The 17427-nt window shown below is 42.3% G+C and carries 13 protein-coding genes; 2 read left to right on the forward strand and 11 right to left on the reverse strand.

The features are described 5' to 3' along the window. The 10 genes from DW650_RS13110 to DW650_RS13155 all read right to left on the reverse strand — a co-directional run bounded on the left by DW650_RS13110 (position 1) and on the right by DW650_RS13155 (position 12200). A complete protein-coding gene (locus DW650_RS13110; RefSeq protein WP_117921016.1) occupies positions 1-1077 on the reverse strand; it encodes a branched-chain amino acid ABC transporter permease in 1077 nt (358 codons plus the stop codon). Positions 1078-1097: 20 nt separating this feature from the next. Continuing rightward, a complete protein-coding gene (locus DW650_RS13115) occupies positions 1098-1979 on the reverse strand; it encodes a branched-chain amino acid ABC transporter permease (protein WP_117921017.1) in 882 nt (293 codons plus the stop codon). A 215-nt stretch (positions 1980-2194) separates the two neighbouring features. Then, positions 2195-3391 (reverse strand): ABC transporter substrate-binding protein, encoded by a 1197-nt coding sequence (locus DW650_RS13120; RefSeq protein WP_199536204.1) that lies wholly within the window; start codon positions 3389-3391, stop codon positions 2195-2197. Between the two features lie 182 nt (positions 3392-3573). Then, positions 3574-4251 carry a hypothetical protein gene (locus DW650_RS13125; RefSeq protein WP_118210173.1) on the reverse strand — a complete coding sequence of 226 codons (678 nt, stop codon included), beginning with the start codon at positions 4249-4251 and terminating at the stop codon, positions 3574-3576. A gap of 93 nt (positions 4252-4344) precedes the next feature. Next, the gene (locus DW650_RS13130) at positions 4345-4578 is read right to left on the reverse strand and encodes a hypothetical protein (protein WP_118210174.1); all 234 of its coding nucleotides are present in this window, start codon (positions 4576-4578) and stop codon (positions 4345-4347) included. Between the two features lie 216 nt (positions 4579-4794). Beyond that, a complete protein-coding gene (locus DW650_RS13135) occupies positions 4795-6303 on the reverse strand; it encodes an ABC transporter ATP-binding protein (protein WP_118210175.1) in 1509 nt (502 codons plus the stop codon). Continuing rightward, entirely contained in the window at positions 6303-7286 is a 984-nt protein-coding gene (locus DW650_RS13140) for an ABC transporter ATP-binding protein (protein WP_118210176.1), read from the reverse strand. Before DW650_RS13140 ends, DW650_RS13135 begins: the two co-directional genes overlap by 1 nt. A 15-nt stretch (positions 7287-7301) precedes the next feature. Beyond that, positions 7302-9086, reverse strand: coding sequence for an ABC transporter permease subunit (locus DW650_RS13145; RefSeq protein ID WP_118210177.1), 1785 nt, complete (start codon positions 9084-9086; stop codon positions 7302-7304). Between the two features lie 14 nt (positions 9087-9100). Then, complete coding sequence (locus DW650_RS13150; protein ID WP_117921023.1) at positions 9101-10087, reverse strand: ABC transporter permease; 987 nt, start codon at positions 10085-10087, stop codon at positions 9101-9103. 196 nt (positions 10088-10283) lie between these two features. After that, the gene (locus tag DW650_RS13155; RefSeq protein WP_118210178.1) at positions 10284-12200 is read right to left on the reverse strand and encodes an ABC transporter substrate-binding protein; all 1917 of its coding nucleotides are present in this window, start codon (positions 12198-12200) and stop codon (positions 10284-10286) included. Between the two features lie 489 nt (positions 12201-12689). Here DW650_RS13155 and DW650_RS13165 point away from each other — a divergent pair, with 489 nt between their 5' ends. Both DW650_RS13165 and DW650_RS13170 read left to right on the forward strand, forming a co-directional pair. Continuing rightward, positions 12690-12980, forward strand: coding sequence for a GNAT family acetyltransferase (locus DW650_RS13165; RefSeq protein ID WP_117921026.1), 291 nt, complete (start codon positions 12690-12692; stop codon positions 12978-12980). Positions 12981-13114: 134 nt separating this feature from the next. Further along, positions 13115-15226, forward strand: coding sequence for a methyl-accepting chemotaxis protein (locus DW650_RS13170; RefSeq protein ID WP_117921027.1), 2112 nt, complete (start codon positions 13115-13117; stop codon positions 15224-15226). Between the two features lie 190 nt (positions 15227-15416). Here DW650_RS13170 and DW650_RS13175 read toward each other — a convergent pair whose 3' ends face one another. Then, positions 15417-17195, reverse strand: coding sequence for a methyl-accepting chemotaxis protein (locus DW650_RS13175; RefSeq protein WP_243006832.1), 1779 nt, complete (start codon positions 17193-17195; stop codon positions 15417-15419). Positions 17196-17427 lie beyond the last annotated feature (232 nt).

Consider the following 17427-nt stretch of genomic DNA (forward strand, 5'->3'; position numbering starts at 1 on the left):
TTACTGTACTCCTTTCTTTGTGTTCTTTTTCAGTTTCGCTGCCATACGCTGTCTGAATTCGATACATTTTGGTGCCCAGTTAAAGAGCATCATTGCGATCAGCACGATGGAATAGATCAGCATACGGTAATCAGAAAGTCCACGCAGTACCTCCGGCAATAACGTAAGGATCACAGCAGCAATGATAGAACCGCGGAAACTTCCCATTCCACCTAATACAACAAATACAAGGATCATGATCGACATGTTGTAACCAAAGTTTGCAGGTGTTGCTGTAACGGTTGACAGGTTGTGTGCATATAAAACACCGCCGGCTCCTGCGATCGCTGCGGAGATCGTAAATGCCATCAGTTTAAATTTTGTAATGTTGATACCAACTGACTCAGCCGCGATACGGTTATCACGGATTGCCATGATCGCACGTCCGCTTCTGGAATTTACCAGATGATATACGATAAACAGACAGATCAGGATCATGATCACACCCGCTGTAAAACTGGATAAATGAGGAATCTTTGCAATACCTTTTGCACCGTTTATAAGCCATTCTCCCTCATCCGAAAGTTTGATCGCATTTCCGTTTGAAATTGCAAAATGAAAACCGTCCGTATCTTTCGCTATGTAAAGTACGTTGATCACGTTTTTAATGATCTCACCAAATGCAAGTGTTACGATAGCAAGGTAATCACCTCTTAAACGCAATACCGGGATACCGATGAGGAATCCGAAAAATGCAGCCACTGCTGTTCCTATGATCAAAACGACAATAAACAGAAGGATCTGATTTGGGATTACATTCTGTAAAAGTTTTGTTGCAAATGCACTTGAAAATGCACCGACACACATAAAACCTGCATGTCCGATACTAAGTTCTCCCAGATAACCAACACAGAGATTTAATCCGATCGCAACAATGGAATATGTGCACATCGGCACTAAAAGTCCCTGCATCAGGGAAGATAATACTCCGGCTGCGATCAGTATCTGGACTACAAGATAGGCCACAATTACCATGGCAAAGGTAATCAGATGGTCTAATGTACTTTTTTTCATTGTTTTAACATTTAATTTCGACATATCATTACTCCAATCTGACCTTATACTTTTTCATGAATCTGTTTTCCAAGAATACCGGTCGGCTTTACAAGCAGCACAATGATAAGCACTGCAAACACGATTGCATCTGACAACTGGGATGAAATATAAGCACGTCCTAAAATCTCAATGATACCAAGTAAAATACCACCGATCAACGCACCAGGGATAGAGCCGATTCCACCGAATACTGCTGCTGTAAACGCTTTGATACCAGGCATGGAACCTGTATAAGGAGTCAGTGTAGGGTATGCAGAGCAGAACAGCACACCTGCGATCGCTGCAAGTCCAGAACCGATCGCAAATGTCAGGGAAATGGTTGCGTTAACATTTACTCCCATCAGCTGTGCCGCATCTTTATCTTCCGAAACAGCAAGCATAGCCTGTCCGGCTTTTGTTTTTTTGATAAATAACATCAGACCTGCCATAATGATGACACATGCAAGAACCGTCACGATCGTGGTTCCTGAAATTGTAAGGCTGCCGCCTGCAAGTTTTAAAGATGGCAGTGTTACAACATTGGTAAAAGACTTTGTGTCCGCACCAAACAATAACAGTGCTGCATTCTGTAAAAAGTAGCTGACACCGATCGCTGTGATAAGTACGGCAAGAGGAGTAGCCCGGCGCAATGGCTTGTAAGCAATTTTTTCAATGACGATACCAAGAACCGTACAAACAATAACGGATAAAACAACCGCTACAAGCGGCGGCCATCCCTGACCGTTCATGGCTAAAAACACCACGTAACAGCCGATCATGATAACATCTCCATGTGCAAAGTTCAACATCTTTGCGATACCGTATACCATGGTATATCCCAGTGCAATGATCGCATAGACGCTTCCAAGACTGATACCATTGATCAGGTAAGATAAGAAATTCATAACAATCCTCCATTCTTACTTTATAACGTTAATACATTGATTTTTTTATTATACCATTTGAAATACTTGTATACAATCTTTTTGTTTCAAAAAACGCCACAATGTGACGTTTAAAAATATTCTGTCATAAGTACAAAAGGGGCTGACTGCGACAACTTTGTCTGCAAACAACCCCTTTCTTTCCTTATAAAATAGCTATTTATTTTTTATTTCATTTACATTGCTGCGTAAGCACCATCTTTGATCACTACTGCCTTCGGAGCCTTGCTGACCTCTCCGGTTGCCTGCCATGTCATTCCATCTCCTGTCAATCCATCTACAGAGATAGATGTCATTGCTCCGGTTAATGCAGTGCCCAGATCAGAAACACTCATATCCGGTGTTGCACCTGCCTGCTCGATAGCTGCTTTGATAACATAGATTGCATCGTAAGCATCTGCTGCGAACTGGTTTGGAACATCGCCATATTTCTCTTTGTATGTGGAAACAAATGCTTTTGTTTTCTCATCATCTGCATCTGCAGCGAATGGAGTTAATAACATAACACCTTCCGCTAAAGATGTATCAAAGTTCTCAACACCAAGGATTCCGTCCATACCATCAACACCGAAGAAAGCCGGCTCATAACCCATACCGTTTGCCTGAGTTAAAATGATAGATGCCTCTGTATAGTAAATCGGTAAGAATACTAAGTCAGCGCCTGCAGACTGTGCTTTCTGAAGCTGTGTGGAAAAATCTGTCTTGGAATCTGCTGTAAACGCTTCCTCAGCTACTACTTCAAGTCCTTTGTTCTGTGCCTCTTCCACGAAAGTAGCTTCGATACCGGAAGAATATACACTGGAACTGTCATAGATAACTGCAAGTTTTGTTCCTAAATTGTTCTCTGCAATGTACTGTGCAGAAGCTGTACCCTGGTTCGGGTCTGTAAAGCATGCCTGGAATACATTATCGTTTGTGATAACATCTGTGGATGATGCGGATGGTGTAATCTCAAACATACCATCTTCTGCTGTCTTGTCTGCAACTGCTACACAAGGTGTTGTTGTAACAGTTCCCATCAGGATCTGCATACCCCAGTCTTTTAATGAGTTATATGCATTGACGGATTTCTCTGCATCATTCTGATCATCCTCTGCTTTGAATGCAAGCTGATATCCGTTTGCACCGCCAGCTGCATTGATCTCATCCACTGCCATCTGTGCTGCGTTCATAACTGCGTTTCCGTAAATTGCTGCATCACCGGTTGTCGGTCCGATGCTTCCGATTTTAAATACAGAACCGTCTGCTGCACTGCTGTCCGTACCTGCAGATGCATTGCCTGTTGATGTGTTTCCTGCTGCATTGCCACCACAGCCTGCCAGACAACTTACTGCCAGCGCTGCTGTTAAAAACATACATACCGCTTTTTTCATAATATTTCCTCCTTCGATACTTCCGCATCTTATATTGTCCTGAAATTTCATACATTTGCGAAAGCTCTCAAACTTGTTGTTGCAATAATAGCAAAAATATACACTTTGCACAATATTCAGATTCACCTAAATTCTTGATGGATTTTAATCATAATTATACAAAGTGACGTTTTCCATAACTATTAGTTATGTATATTATGAACTGTACGAATGAAATCTGAAATTTCATCTTTTAACCCTGCGGATTCAATATGTTGCGCATAGCAGTCTGTAAAATTTTCTTTCAGATAATCTGCCAAAAACTGATTGCGCTGCCCATTCTCCATATCAGCAAGTGCTTCTTTATCTCCATGCTTCAGATAATACGCAAGTGCAAAAAAATCGGGGGCATCCCAGCCTGCTGCGTCCTTTAATACTGCCTGTATATTCTCCAGTTCACTGCGCAGCATAAGTGTGCTGATCTTTGCATCCGGTGTACCAAATTCTGCCGATGCAGTTTTTAAACACTGTACCGTCGATCCATAATCCGGGTCATCCTCCCTGATAGAACACATATGATATACGTGATCCAGATCCACGATCAGGGAATCCAGGCTCTTTTTTGCATCACGTTCCGGTTCCTCTGTCATCTCATCCAGTAAAAGTTCAATCTTGCGCTGCGCACGCTCCAGATGTTCTCTTGATGTTTTATAGTCTGTCTGAAGTCTCTCCCCAAGTTCCTGTGCCTCTGTAATTATTTTTACCAGCTCACCTGCGGCTCCTTTTTCCATGCCGGTTCCAAGTAATTTACTCTTCCAGTCTTTTTCCCTGCTGCGCTGTTCCTTTTGTTTCCTTTTTTGCTCACTGTCCCCAAATAACATTTCACGCTCCTCCTTAACCCCGTACAATTTCCGACACACTGCCCTATATAGAATACTCTGCCGGAATTTTTCTAATGCTGACGTTTATCCATATCAATGCAGCAGAAAATAACCTGCCACCAGGATAATGCCAAGCACCAAAATAGCAACCGGTATAAACGTGATAAATGCCGCAATGATCATCGCAAGCATATCCCCCTTTTCTAATTCGGGGCGTTCCAGCTCCTCATACGGTTCTCCTGCATCTTTCCTGCGTTCTTCCTCCGCCGCATCACTGCTCTCATGCAGCTTCTTCATTGCTCCATCTATTTTTCTCTGAAATAACATATAATCTCCATTTCTACTAAAAGTACTTATTTGTAAAGATACTGCTGCGAAACAAATCACAGCCAGCCGCTTATAAAATAAGAGCCGGCTCTTACCAAAAAACACTATGTTTCCAGTTTAAGCCAGCTCTTATCATCTGTCAAATTGTATCTATTTTATTTTCTGCTGTTTACGCGGTCGGACAACATCTGCCGGTTTCGCACGCAATCAATATATTTATTTTTCTTCCGGCACGCCTAATTTATGATGACATGCTACAAAATGTCCCGGTTCTACCTCTTCGAACTGCGGAGTCACATTCTTACAGATCTCTGTGCAATACCGGCATCTTGTATGGAACTTACATCCCTTTGGCGGATTGATCGGACTTGGGATATCTCCCTCAAGAATGATCGTCTCTTTTTTACCATCCACATCTGTGGTTGGAATCGCAGAAAGTAATGCCTCTGTATATGGGTGGTACGGATGTGCAAACAGATGCTCCGTATCAGAAAGCTCCATCATATTTCCCAGGTACATAACACCGATCCTGTCACTGATATATTTGATGACAGAAAGGTCGTGTGAAATAAACAGGTATGTTAAATTATTCTGCTCTTTTAAGTCTAACAGCAGGTTAATGATCTGTGACTGAATGGAAACATCCAGTGCAGATACTGCCTCATCACAGACAACAAACTTCGGATTTACTGCAAGTGAACGCGCAATACCGATTCGCTGTCTCTGTCCACCGGAAAACTGGTGCGGATAACGATGGATAAAATAAGAAGCAAGTCCACACTTCTCCATGATCTCCATGATGTAATCCTGCATCTTAGGATCACCTTTTTTGAAGATATTGTGAGCCATCAGTCCCTCTCCGATGATCTGACCTACCGTCATACGCGGATTTAAGGATGAATACGGATCCTGGAAGATCAACTGAAGATCACGGCGCAGATAACGCATCTCTGCATCCGTTAAGTTTGCAAGATTGATACCGTCATCCTTCTGTGCCTCATATTTATCAAATGCTTCATCTTTTTTGCAGTTGTCACGGATCTTATCGATCTCTGCAAGCTCAGCCTGTACTTTTTTCTGAAGCTCTGGAATTTTTTTCTTTACTTCCTCTGCTTTTGCGGATTTTCCGTTTTTCTCAAAATCCTCTGCCTGTGCATTGATCTTACGGATCTCTTTCATGGCAAGATATTCTGCAAGATAATGACGGCCTGCCTCTGCAAGTGCAGACTCATCTAACGTATAGAGTCCGCCGATCAAAGCAGTGATATCCAAAAGATCGTTGTTTGCCTCACTCTCCATCTCAGCAAGATGCTGTCCGGCTGCCTTCTTGGCGATCTTTTCTTCCTCGCTGCCCTCTGGCATTTTAGCGTAGTCTGCCTCTAACTTTTTTACCTTGTCTAAAAGCTCCTCGCATTTTTTCTTCTTATCTGGAAGATTCTTAAAAATCTCCTCAACATATTTCAAGTCAAAATCTTCTACGGTACGTCCGTAATATACGGTACGTCCGCCAGTCTGACGGTAAAGCTGTAACAATGTACGTCCGAATGTAGATTTTCCACATCCACTCTCACCAACCAGACCGAAAGTCTCGCCCTCATAAATATTTAAACTGATTCCATCATTTGCCTTTACAAATGACTGCGGTTTTCCCATCTTCTTTTTTCCGATCGGGAAATACTGTTTTAAATTCGAAACGCGCAGTAATACCTTGTTCTCGTCACTCATTAGTTTCTTTCCCCTTTCTTCGGATAAAAGCAGCGTACCATATGTCCCGGTTCTGCCTCGTTCAGTTCCGGTTCCATCTCACGGCACTTGTCTGTTGCATATTTGCAGCGCGGTGCAAATTTACATCCCTTCGGAAGATCAAGTGGATGCGGTACGGCACCCGGAATTGCCTCTAAACGGATTCCGGTCGGTGTATCAAGACGTGGGATAGAGTAAAGCAGTCCTTCCGTATACGGATGCAGATAGGAGTTATCCCCAAAAATGCTACGCACCGGAGCTTTTTCCACAACCTGACCACAGTACATAACAGCGACATCGTCTGCCATCTCGTTGATAACACCAAGATCATGTGTGATAAAGAGAATGGATGTTCCTTTCTCTTTCTTTAAATCATTCATCAGCTTTAAGATCTGCGCCTGGATCGTTACATCAAGAGCCGTCGTCGGCTCATCAGCGATCAGTAGTTTTGGGCGGCAGGCAAGTGCCATGGCAATCATGACACGCTGGCGCATACCACCGGAAAGCTGATGCGGATACTGTTTGGCAACCGCTTCCGGATTCGGGATTCGTACATCCTTTAACATCTCAACCACTTTCTCGGCTGCCTCTTTTTTATTCATTCCCTGATGAATGATAAACGGCTCGGAAAGCTGACGCTCTACAGTAAAAATCGGGTTTAAGCTGGTCATCGGCTCCTGGAAAATAACAGAGATCTCATTTCCACGGATCTTACACATATCTTTTACAGATACGTCTGCAAGATTTTTACCGTCAAAAATGATCTCGCCGCTGTCGATATATCCGTTGCCGTCTAATAATTTTAAAATACTCATAGCGGAAACGCTCTTACCGCTTCCACTCTCACCTACAACACCAAGTGTCTTTCCCGGTTCTACCGAGTAAGAAACACCGTTTACTGCCTTTACAATACCCTTTTTCGTTTTAAAGAAGGTATGCAGGTCATGAATCTCTAATAAAGCCATTTTGTGTTTCCTCCTTTAACGCTCATTTGATTTCGGGTCGATGGCATCACGCAGACCGTCTCCGACCATATTGATACAGATTACGCAGATACCTAACATGATGGCAGGGAATACCCATCTCCACCAGTAGTTCTGGATAACAACGGAACTTACGCAGCCGTTTAACATATTTCCCCATGTAGGACGCGGCAGTTTTACACCAAATCCTAAGAAGGACAACGTAGACTCTGTCAGCATACAATAAGCAAAATCAAGCGTTGCGGATACAATGATAACCGAAATTACATTCGGGATAATATGCTTAAATACGATCACAGAACGTTTTACACCCATCGCATTTGCAGCGGTTACAAACTCCTGCTCACGCTCTGCAAGCACCTGTGCGCGGACAAGTCTTGCAAGACTCGGCCAGCTTAATATACCAAGGATCACCATGATCAGGGCAATTCTTGCGCTCTCTGTCATACTGTTTCCGATGATAGATGTCAAAATCATCGCCATGGGAAGGAACGGCAGACATGCAACGATCTCTGTGATACGCTGTAACACGATATCAACCCAGCCTCCGAAGAAACCGGACACACCACCAATGATGATACCGATGATCGTGGAAATGATAACGGAGATTGCACCGATCGTCATAGTCATACGTCCACCATTTAAGATACGGGTAAATACGTCACGTCCAAGTTCATCACTTCCAAACAGATAACCTTTTAATCCCCAGGTTACTACATCGCCGGATTTTGTCACTGCATAGTTCTGATAAGTACCGCCGTAGATGGCAATCACATCTTTTGCTTTCTTTGGAACATCTGTCTGGTGTTTTGCATTGCTTCCCCAGGAGTAAACAGTTCCTTTATCTGTCAGTGTTGTAATATGATATCTTCCGGCAAACATGGAAACGATCTCTCCATCCATTTCCGGAATCTCTTTCTCACTCTTGTTGGCTTTTCCCCAGACTCTAAGAGAGCCATCCTCTAACAATGCCACACAGGCATCGGAGGTTGTCACGATATCTTTCGCTTTTCCAAGGTCTTCCGGAATATTGGAGATATCGGATTTCTGGCTTCCTAAATGCCGGATCTCGCCATCATCTGTAAGCGCCATTAAAGTTGTATTTGCTACGGAAATCTTTGCAATGTGGCTGTTACCGTTTCTTCTGGTCAGACGCACATCATTTAAGTTTTCATTTCCCCATGCGATGACTTCGCCGCCTTCGGTTAAAACATAAGAAATCTGATAACCGGCTGCGATCTGTTTGATCTTCTCATGCTTTACTTCCATCGGAACCTGACACTGTCCCATACGGTCACTACCCCAGATGAAAAGCTCCCCATCTTCATTGAGTGCCATGACATGGTCAAATCCTGCAGATACAGATACCACTTTTCCCATTTCTTTCTGTTTTGGCATCTTCTTTGCAATATCGATCTTGTTACTGATCTTTGTGTAGCCCCAGACATAGACTTTACCATCATTGTCAACGCCTACACTGAATGTCGCACCTGTAGAAATCTCTTTTACATTTCCTTTCAAACCGTCCGGTACTTTCATCATATTAAGTCCCGGAGCCACGTTGATCTGTGTCTCTTCTTTTTCACTTAAGTCGATCGGATTAAAAATTGGTCCGATTAAAACGATCAAAAAGATAACTAAAAATACGATCAAGCCGCCAAACGCAAGTCTGTTTGAGGTGAAATTCCTCACAACCGTACGGAGCGGACTCTGAAGCGCTTCTTCCTGTAATACATCGAGTTCTTTATCCCTTTTTCCAAAAAGGTGTTTGAGCATCTTCATGTTTTTCGTTCCTCCTACTTATCAATACGTACACGCGGATCTACCAGACCATAGCTTAAGTCTGTGATCAGGTTGCTGAGCAGTGTGATGATACAGTAGAGCATATTTACTGCAAGTGCCATATCGTAATCCTGATTCATAAGTCCGACATAATACATTTTACCGATACCGTTCAACTGGAAAATCTGTTCAATAACGATAGATCCCATGAAAATACTCATGAACCAGCTGATGATCAGTGTGATAACCGGAAGAAGTGCATTTCTCCATGCATGGGAATAAATAACGACTTTTTCCTTTAAACCTTTTGCTCTTGCAGTACGGATATAATCCATACGGAGTGCATCGATCATTGCTGCACGGACATAACGTGTCATGCTTCCCAAAGCTGCAACCGTCATAACGATGACCGGAAGTGCCAGATAATGGAGACGGTCAAGCACGAATGCCATTCCGGTTCCCTGGAAGTTCGGCGTATTCATACCACTGATCGGGAACCAGCCGAGTTTTACGGCAAATATGAAAATAAATACCAGAGCAATTATATATTGAGGCATACTGTAGCCGACAATTGTCAGCACCTGTACCGTATTGTCAAATTTAGAAAATTTCTTGACCGCACAGTGAATACCGAGCGGTATTGTGATCGCTAACGCGAGTATCGTTGATACGATATTGATCTGTATTGTATTTAACAGTGGTGTCGAGAGACAGTCTTTCACATCTTTTTTGTAGAAGGAAGAATATCCAAGGTCACCTTTTAATAAATTTCCCATCCATTTTACATAACGGACCGGAATCGGATCATCTAATCCTAATTTTTCTCTTGCTTCCTGATAGCGGAGCTGAAATGTCTCGTCGGAGACTTTACCTCTTAAGTTCTGCACCTGATTAAGAGCACGGTCACCAGGTACGTTATTAAACAGTACAAAAAGGATAATGGATACTACAAAGAATACCCCTATCATATATAAAATTCTTTTCCCAACGTACTTTAACATAATTTAACCAACCTTCATTTGATTTTTCTTCTTCGTTTCCTTAGGAACAAAATCCTGACATGCCCCTTTGATCTCATTCCTAAAGAAACGATCAAAGAATTTGCCGGAATATATACCGCACGGGCGCGGGACTTATGCCCCACGCCACATGCCGGTAAAATTTCACATGGAATAGAATATGATTCTATAAAACAGATTACTCCATGTTTGCATACAGAATTGCGTTTGTTACATCCCAGTTGTATCCATCTTCTTCAAAGTCATGAAGCTTTGATGTGAAGAAATCATGGTAATCATTGGAGTACAGCGGAATCTCAGGAAGCTCATCATTCCAGTCAGCGATGAAATCGAACCATGCTTTTGCATATGCCTCATCATCACCTTCTTCTGTATGGTTCATAGTGATTGCAAGATCATACAGTTTCTGACCTTCTTCACCCTCTAATGCATTGGTGTTGTTAGATGAACCTGGCTCATACTGATATGCAACATCATAAGGGTTACCGAAACCACTTGCTAAGTTGAACATCTGATATGGGTTCTCTTTGGAGCTGTCATAGTAATATGTCAGTAAGTCTGTGAAAGTACCAACAGTCTGGTTGATCTTCATACCTGCTGCTTCTACATCCGGGTTCTGCTGTAAGGAAGTTACAAGCAGGTCAGATACAGAGTTATTCTCAGAAGAGAACCACTCGATTACTAATGGCATGTAAGTACCATCGTCTAATTTCTTGTAACGGATTCCGGAACCTGAGTAATCAGAACCATCTTCGTTGTATACCCAGCCGCCGTCCTCTAACTCTTTGATTGCAGAGTCAAGGCTGTATGTGTAAGAGTTTAATCCGTCTAATTCTTCTGCATATTCCTCAGCCATCCACTGCTGTGTACCATAAGGTCCGCTTACAACAGTACCATGTCCGCCTGTGAATGTCTGTGCAAATGTTACACGGTCAAGTAAGTAAGCCATTGCATGACGTACTTCTTTGAACTGGGTCGGTCCCTGGTTACATTTGAGAGAAATCATTCCATAACCTGCGCGGCCATAGCTTAAGTAATTGAAGTTACCCTCTTCTACCATGTCAAGGCCCTGCTCGATCTGATCACCGTCCGCTACCTGGTATAAGATATCAACAGCACCGGTCTTTAACTGATCCATCATAGTATCCTGTGGTGTATATTTTACGATAACAGTTTCGATATTTGCTGTCTGTCCCTCGAAGTTACCTGGGAAATTCGGGTTCTTTGTCAGTGTGTATGCATAAGAGTTCTCATCATAAGATGTGAACATGTAAGGACCGGAGCAGATATTGTAGTCATATCTTGCAGCCTGTACTTTATCTCCGATGTACTCAGAAGTAAAGTTGTCAGAGAATTTCACACCATTCTCTGTATCCTCTAAAGTAACATCTTCCGGTAACCATAAGTCCATAGACTCCGGCTGGTTAGAGATCAAAGCCTGTCCATAGTAGTATGGCATATACTGTGCGTCGATGGTTACAGAGAAAGTCTTGTCATCGATCAGATGAAGTCCTTCGAATGTATCTGTCTCGCCGTTTGAATATGCGTCATAACCTTTTACATACTGAACAGTACTGTCTGTTAAGTTGCTGGCTTCGAGATCAGTGATCATCTCGTCACATCTTAACATGTATGTTAATAAGTAGTCGTCTGCATTTACATCAGAACCATCGCTGAACTTTAAGCCGTCTTTGATCTTAACTGTGTAAGTTCTGCTTCCGTCCTCGTTATCTGTTACTTCCAGATTATCAAGAACAGCCGGATTCTCGATCCATTTACCTGTCTGGTCTCTGTCGATCGGAGCCATACCTGTAACTAATTTGAATGCATCGTAATCAGAAGCACCGTTTGCCCAGAATGGAGTGATATCTCCACTTGTCTCAGAACTCTCGCCTAAGATTACCTGTTTGTTGCTGTAAGTACCGTTAAAAGTACTCTCTGTTCCGTCTGCAGCTGCCTCTGTACCCTCTACAGCAGCGTTGTCAGAAGAAGCGTTGTTTCCCGCATCAGCATTGCTGTTTCCTGAACCGCATCCTGCTACCATTCCGGTAGTCATGGCACCGATCAGAAAAAGAGAAATCAGTTTCTTTTTCATAATAGTTCCTCCTTATAGAAAATTGTTCTATATAAAAACGCCATGGCGTCTTTATAGCATTATTGTTGTAACACGTTATCGTGCTAAAATATTTTTGTATAAGCAAAAAAAAGTGCCAACAGACTCCTTTGCCCATTGCACTTTAAAAACATACAACTGTATGTTCCCGACGAACAATACTTTTTTTATTATACATGCAAGCCGTTTTTTGTCAATACTTTTTCTCATTTTCAGGCATGTATAAATATAACGCTTTTCCCAGTATTTTCCCTTCTTTTGCATTATCATTCAAGAGCCTTCCTAAATGTATGAATTTTCTTTCATTATTTTAATTATTGGGAATATTTACATTTCGCTAAAGATTTCATTTTTTCTCTATTTCGTCTATATTATAATGTAATTTTGCTTCTTTCCATCTCATTTTACACCTGTTATAATTGAAACAGATTTTACAACATCACGAACTTCTATATATAAGGAGACACCACCATGATCACACCGGAAGATATCCTGAATCTCAACTTCTACAAAAAAGAAAAATTTACCGGCAGCTACAAAGGCATGCGTTATCTGATCCAAAAAGAACACGATGAAGAATCCGATACCGATGTTTTCCGTGCTATTTACTGGCCGGGACCTTATAATTTTGCCACCACAGACGATTCCTTAAAAACTTCTGCCACATTTCCTTTTACAGAAGATGGAAAAATAAAAGTTGTCGAGTGGCTTAATACCAGTTGGGAAAAAAGTAAAGACCATTTTCAGACTTTATTGCTTTAAAGGATTGACAGCACCCACATATAAACTTAAAATCTGATTAACGATATTACTTTAGTCCTAATTTACATATGAAAAATGAGTGCGATATATTTATATTCCGCATGTAAATTTTTATCGCAGGAATGGAGAATTTTATGGAGTATAACGAATCATATTTCAAAGCAAAATCAAACTCAAAGGCTCGCACGATCTGGCTGATCTTAATCGCCATCATGACTCTTTCGTATGGTTCAGAAACTTCCCAGGGACTTCACTCAGCCAGATATTATATTACCTTTCTTCTTATGGCATGGGTTCCATTTTTTATTGGTATTCTCGTATTAAAGATCAACGGAAAGGCTTCCTCTATATATAAGGAAGTTGTTGCTGTCGGTTACGGTGCATTTTACACTTATGTAATTCTCACCACCGATTCTGCAATCGCGTTTGGCTATATTCTGCCGCTTACAAGTATGCTGATTCTCTTTAAAGATCGTAAATATATGATCCGGTGCGGTATCGCCAACGAGATCATTGTAATTGTTCATCTTATTTTACATAATATATATGGCATAAACCCAAATATTTCCACAAATGATTATTACCTTCAGATCTCCACGATATTGCTCTGCTATATCTGCTACGTCGTTTCCATCGATCATCTAAACCAGTCCGACGGAGCACTTGTCAACTCTATTAAAGACAACCTAAACCGTGTGGTAACCACAGTAGGGCAGGTCAAAGGCGCAAGCAGTTCCATTGTAGACGGTGTTACCGTAGTCCGTGAACTTGCTGATGAAAACAAACAGGGGGCTGATTCCGTTGTAAAAAGCATGGAAGAACTGACCCAGAATAACGATATTCTCTATAACAAAACAATGTCCTCCATGGATAAGACTTCCGATATCAACACACAGGTCGAGAATGTAGCATCCCTGATCGCAGAAATGGTAAATCTGATCCAGGAATCCATCGAACACGCAAACTTAAGTGCGGAAGAACTTGCCGATGTTGTGTCTACCACCAACACAATGGCAGATCTGTCCTCACAGGTCGAACAGGTTTTAGAGAATTTCAAACAGGATTTTGATATGGTAAAAGAAGAGACTGGAACGATCGAAGGCATTACTTTCCAGACAAATCTCCTCGCCTTAAACGCCTCCATAGAAGCCGCCCGGGCCGGTGCTGCCGGAAAAGGATTTGCCGTTGTAGCTGACCAGATTCAGGGACTCAGCGTAGAGACGAAAAATTCTTCCGGCCGCATCCGTGATGCGTTGACTCATTTAGATGAGACCTCTGGAAAAATGACACAGTCCATCACGCAGACGCTTAACCTGATCCAGACAACACGTGAAAAACTCACACTCGTAAAAGACAGTGTTGCCAGTATTACCAAAGATTCGACGACTCTCGGTGAAAATATCAAAGTAATCGACGGTGCCATGAAAGATGTGGAGTCTTCCAATCAGGATATGGTTGACAACATGAAACAGGTCTGCGACACCATGGATGTCATGACCAAGTGCATCAACCAGTCAGATGACGTTTCACGCACCATGTTGAGTAAATACGAGGAATCCGCCGTCAACGTAAATAAAATCGAAACGATTGTCGGAAAACTGATGGGTGAACTCGGTACCGGCGGTTTCATGGGAATCGGTGATGCCAAACCTGGCATGAAAGTCGTCCTGATCGCCAAAAATGGCAGTTCATCATTTACTGCTCACGGTGAGGTAACAGCATCCCTAGACGGTGGAATTACAGCACGTCTGCATGTTCCTTCCGGTCATTCGATTGAAATTAAAAATAAAAACTTTACTTACGAGCTGCAGATTTCCGTCACAAATGCACTGTATATCTGGGAAAATGCCGATATTTCCACAATGCGCGGTCAGGCATCTGATATTTATAAGATTACTGTTGCAACCAACCCGAAGGTTATCAACCGTCGTAAATATCCGCGTATGCCGCTCTCCAACAAATGTACGATCACGGTAACACAGACCGGCAGACAATATAACGGTCAGATGATCAATATCAGTGCAGGCGGCTTTGCTTTCAGCGTCCGCGATAATTTCTTTGCCAGTGCGATCGGTTCCGACATTACCTTATCGATCCCGGATCTTCCTGTAGCAAGTGCCCGCGAGTTAGAAGGACATATCATCCGCAGCACGGATAATGAAAGCGTCTTTATCGTTGGCTGCCGTATGCCGGAGGATAATACAGCGATCGAGCAGTATGTACGCAGTAATTATCAGGGAGAATAATTATATAACCTGCATTCTCTTTGCTATCAGCATAACCACGCAAACATGCTGCAAAATACATTATAAAACAGCGGATAACAACTTCTTCTCTTGTTGTTATCCGCTGTTTTTCATATGATCTGACCGCTATTTGTTAATCATCGTGCAGACATGTTTACTCATTTATTTGATTTGCCTGCATTCACTTATTCTATACAATAAAACGCTCTACATTCTTCTGCAGTCTGTCCGCTGCTGCATGCGCTGCCTCTGCTTTTTCTTTGATCTCAGCTGCCTTCTCAACCACAACACCTGTTTTTTCAGCGATATCATTGGTACCGGTTGCGCCCTCCGTTGCTGCCTTACTTACTTCACCGATCGCATCCATAACTCCGTTGATCGATGCTAAAAGCTGCTCTGAAGATGCCGAAAAATCAGTTACCAGTCCATCAATACTACCTGCATCATTACTGTAAGAATCTGCCATGTCAGAGAATCCTGCAAAACTGTCCACCACATCTGTTCCGACAAACTCAAGTAACTTTTTCGCTCCATCTGCCAGATTCGTTACAGATTCAACCACATTCTTTGTTACATCCTGGATATGTACGACTGCCGCCTTTGACTGCTCTGCAAGTACCCGGATCTCATCTGCAACAACTGCAAAGCCTTTTCCTGCCTCTCCCGCACGTGCGGCCTCAATGGATGCATTGAGTGCTAACAGGTTTGTCTGTCCGGTAATCTCCATAATTGATTCCGCAAGAACGCCAATCTGATCGACAACTTTGATATCTTCAAGTGCTTTTGTCAGTCCCTCATTGATTTCCGCATGGATTGCCTTGGTACGTTTATCATTTTCGGTTGTGGTCTTTTTAATACTGACAGCACGGTCTCGGATATCATCTGCCTCCATAGCCCCGTCCTGTGAACGCGTTGCAATGCTCTTTGCAGCGCTCTCGATTTCATGGGACATCGCATTGATCTCTTCGGAGGAAGCAGCTGTCTCCTGCATACCTGCTGCAAGTTCTTCCGTAGTAGCGGAAACATTCTCAATCTCCTCATCCAAAGCCTGGATGTTGGTATCAATCTCCTGTACCATTCCGGTGATCTCTGTCGCCTGGCTCTTAACCTCGCCGATCAGTCCGTTCATCTCTGTCCTCATAGACTCAATGGAACCTGCCAGCTTTCCAAAATCATCACGTCGTTTTAACAGTGCAGTTCCAAGTGCCTGTGAAAAATCACCCTGTTCCATGACTCCGATGGAACTGATACACTTCTTCAGTGGTTTAATAATGCTTAAAATGATCAATATAAGAAGAAATACTACTACCGCTCCTTCTATTATTGTTGAAATGATAAACGTGGTACGTTTGTTTGTTACATATGAAGTAAAATCTTTTTCAATGGATGCAACCTTATCATCGATATAGTCTGTGTAATTACCGGTTCCGATCACCCATTCAAACGGTTCAAATGCTTTACTGTAGGAACGTTTCGGAGAAGGTTCAGTCTCGCCTTCTTTCGGGAATACATAATCTGTATATCCTCCATCTGCCTCCTGTCCGACACGGATGATCTCTTTAACCATCTGATATCCATTGGCATCTTTCGTCTCCATACGGTTTGTGCCTTCTGTATCATTTCCTAAAAGCACCACATTAGTTCCGTCATACTGGTCAACCCAGAAATATCCGCCATCTCCATAACGAAGCTGTCTGATCTCATCTGCCGCTAACTTCTTAGCTTCTTCCTCGGTATACACACCAGCCTGATACTGATCATAAATCGTCTGACAAAGTGAGACCACATTATCTACCTGCTGTTTAATCTGTTCATCATAAGACTCCCGCTCATCTGCTTCCATCGTCTCTAATGCTTTGCTCTGGAGCTGCTTCATGCTCTCCGATGAAATAACGGCACACAATACCAGTGCCACTATCGTCGCTAACATTACGATTGCCAGCTTTGTCTGTACTTTTACATTGTTCATAAATCTTTCCTCCCGCTTCCCTGCTGTAATATCGGAGTTCACAAATATGATGTATATAGATTTTTCTATACAGATTTTTGAAAATTCCTTTCTATTATTTTACCATATTGCACAATTTATCTCAATATTTTTTAAATTTATTATAAATTTTGTAATTTCTTTTACATTTTCCATATTATTGACTTGTTTCAGAACAAAACAATAGCCGGAAAGCCTTGATTTTACTGCAAAA

Origin of the sequence: Roseburia sp. AM23-20 (assembly GCF_003470905.1) — a bacterium.
Lineage (GTDB): Bacteria > Bacillota > Clostridia > Lachnospirales > Lachnospiraceae > Roseburia > Roseburia rectibacter.

Bases quoted from the DNA above. Each gene is read 5' to 3' on its own strand.
- DW650_RS13110 (WP_117921016.1), bottom strand. From the start codon at position 1,077: ATGTCGAAATTAAATGTTAAAACAATGAAAAAAAGTACATTAGACCAT.
- DW650_RS13115 (WP_117921017.1), bottom strand. From the start codon at position 1,979: ATGAATTTCTTATCTTACCTGATCAATGGTATCAGTCTTGGAAGCGTC.
- DW650_RS13120 (WP_199536204.1), bottom strand. From the start codon at position 3,391: ATGAAAAAAGCGGTATGTATGTTTTTAACAGCAGCGCTGGCAGTAAGT.
- DW650_RS13125 (WP_118210173.1), bottom strand. From the start codon at position 4,251: ATGTTATTTGGGGACAGTGAGCAAAAAAGGAAACAAAAGGAACAGCGC.
- DW650_RS13130 (WP_118210174.1), bottom strand. From the start codon at position 4,578: ATGTTATTTCAGAGAAAAATAGATGGAGCAATGAAGAAGCTGCATGAG.
- DW650_RS13135 (WP_118210175.1), bottom strand. From the start codon at position 6,303: ATGAGTGACGAGAACAAGGTATTACTGCGCGTTTCGAATTTAAAACAG.
- DW650_RS13140 (WP_118210176.1), bottom strand. From the start codon at position 7,286: ATGGCTTTATTAGAGATTCATGACCTGCATACCTTCTTTAAAACGAAA.
- DW650_RS13145 (WP_118210177.1), bottom strand. From the start codon at position 9,086: ATGAAGATGCTCAAACACCTTTTTGGAAAAAGGGATAAAGAACTCGAT.
- DW650_RS13150 (WP_117921023.1), bottom strand. From the start codon at position 10,087: ATGTTAAAGTACGTTGGGAAAAGAATTTTATATATGATAGGGGTATTC.
- DW650_RS13155 (WP_118210178.1), bottom strand. From the start codon at position 12,200: ATGAAAAAGAAACTGATTTCTCTTTTTCTGATCGGTGCCATGACTACC.
- DW650_RS13165 (WP_117921026.1), top strand. From the start codon at position 12,690: ATGATCACACCGGAAGATATCCTGAATCTCAACTTCTACAAAAAAGAA.
- DW650_RS13170 (WP_117921027.1), top strand. From the start codon at position 13,115: ATGGAGTATAACGAATCATATTTCAAAGCAAAATCAAACTCAAAGGCT.
- DW650_RS13175 (WP_243006832.1), bottom strand. From the start codon at position 17,195: ATGAACAATGTAAAAGTACAGACAAAGCTGGCAATCGTAATGTTAGCG.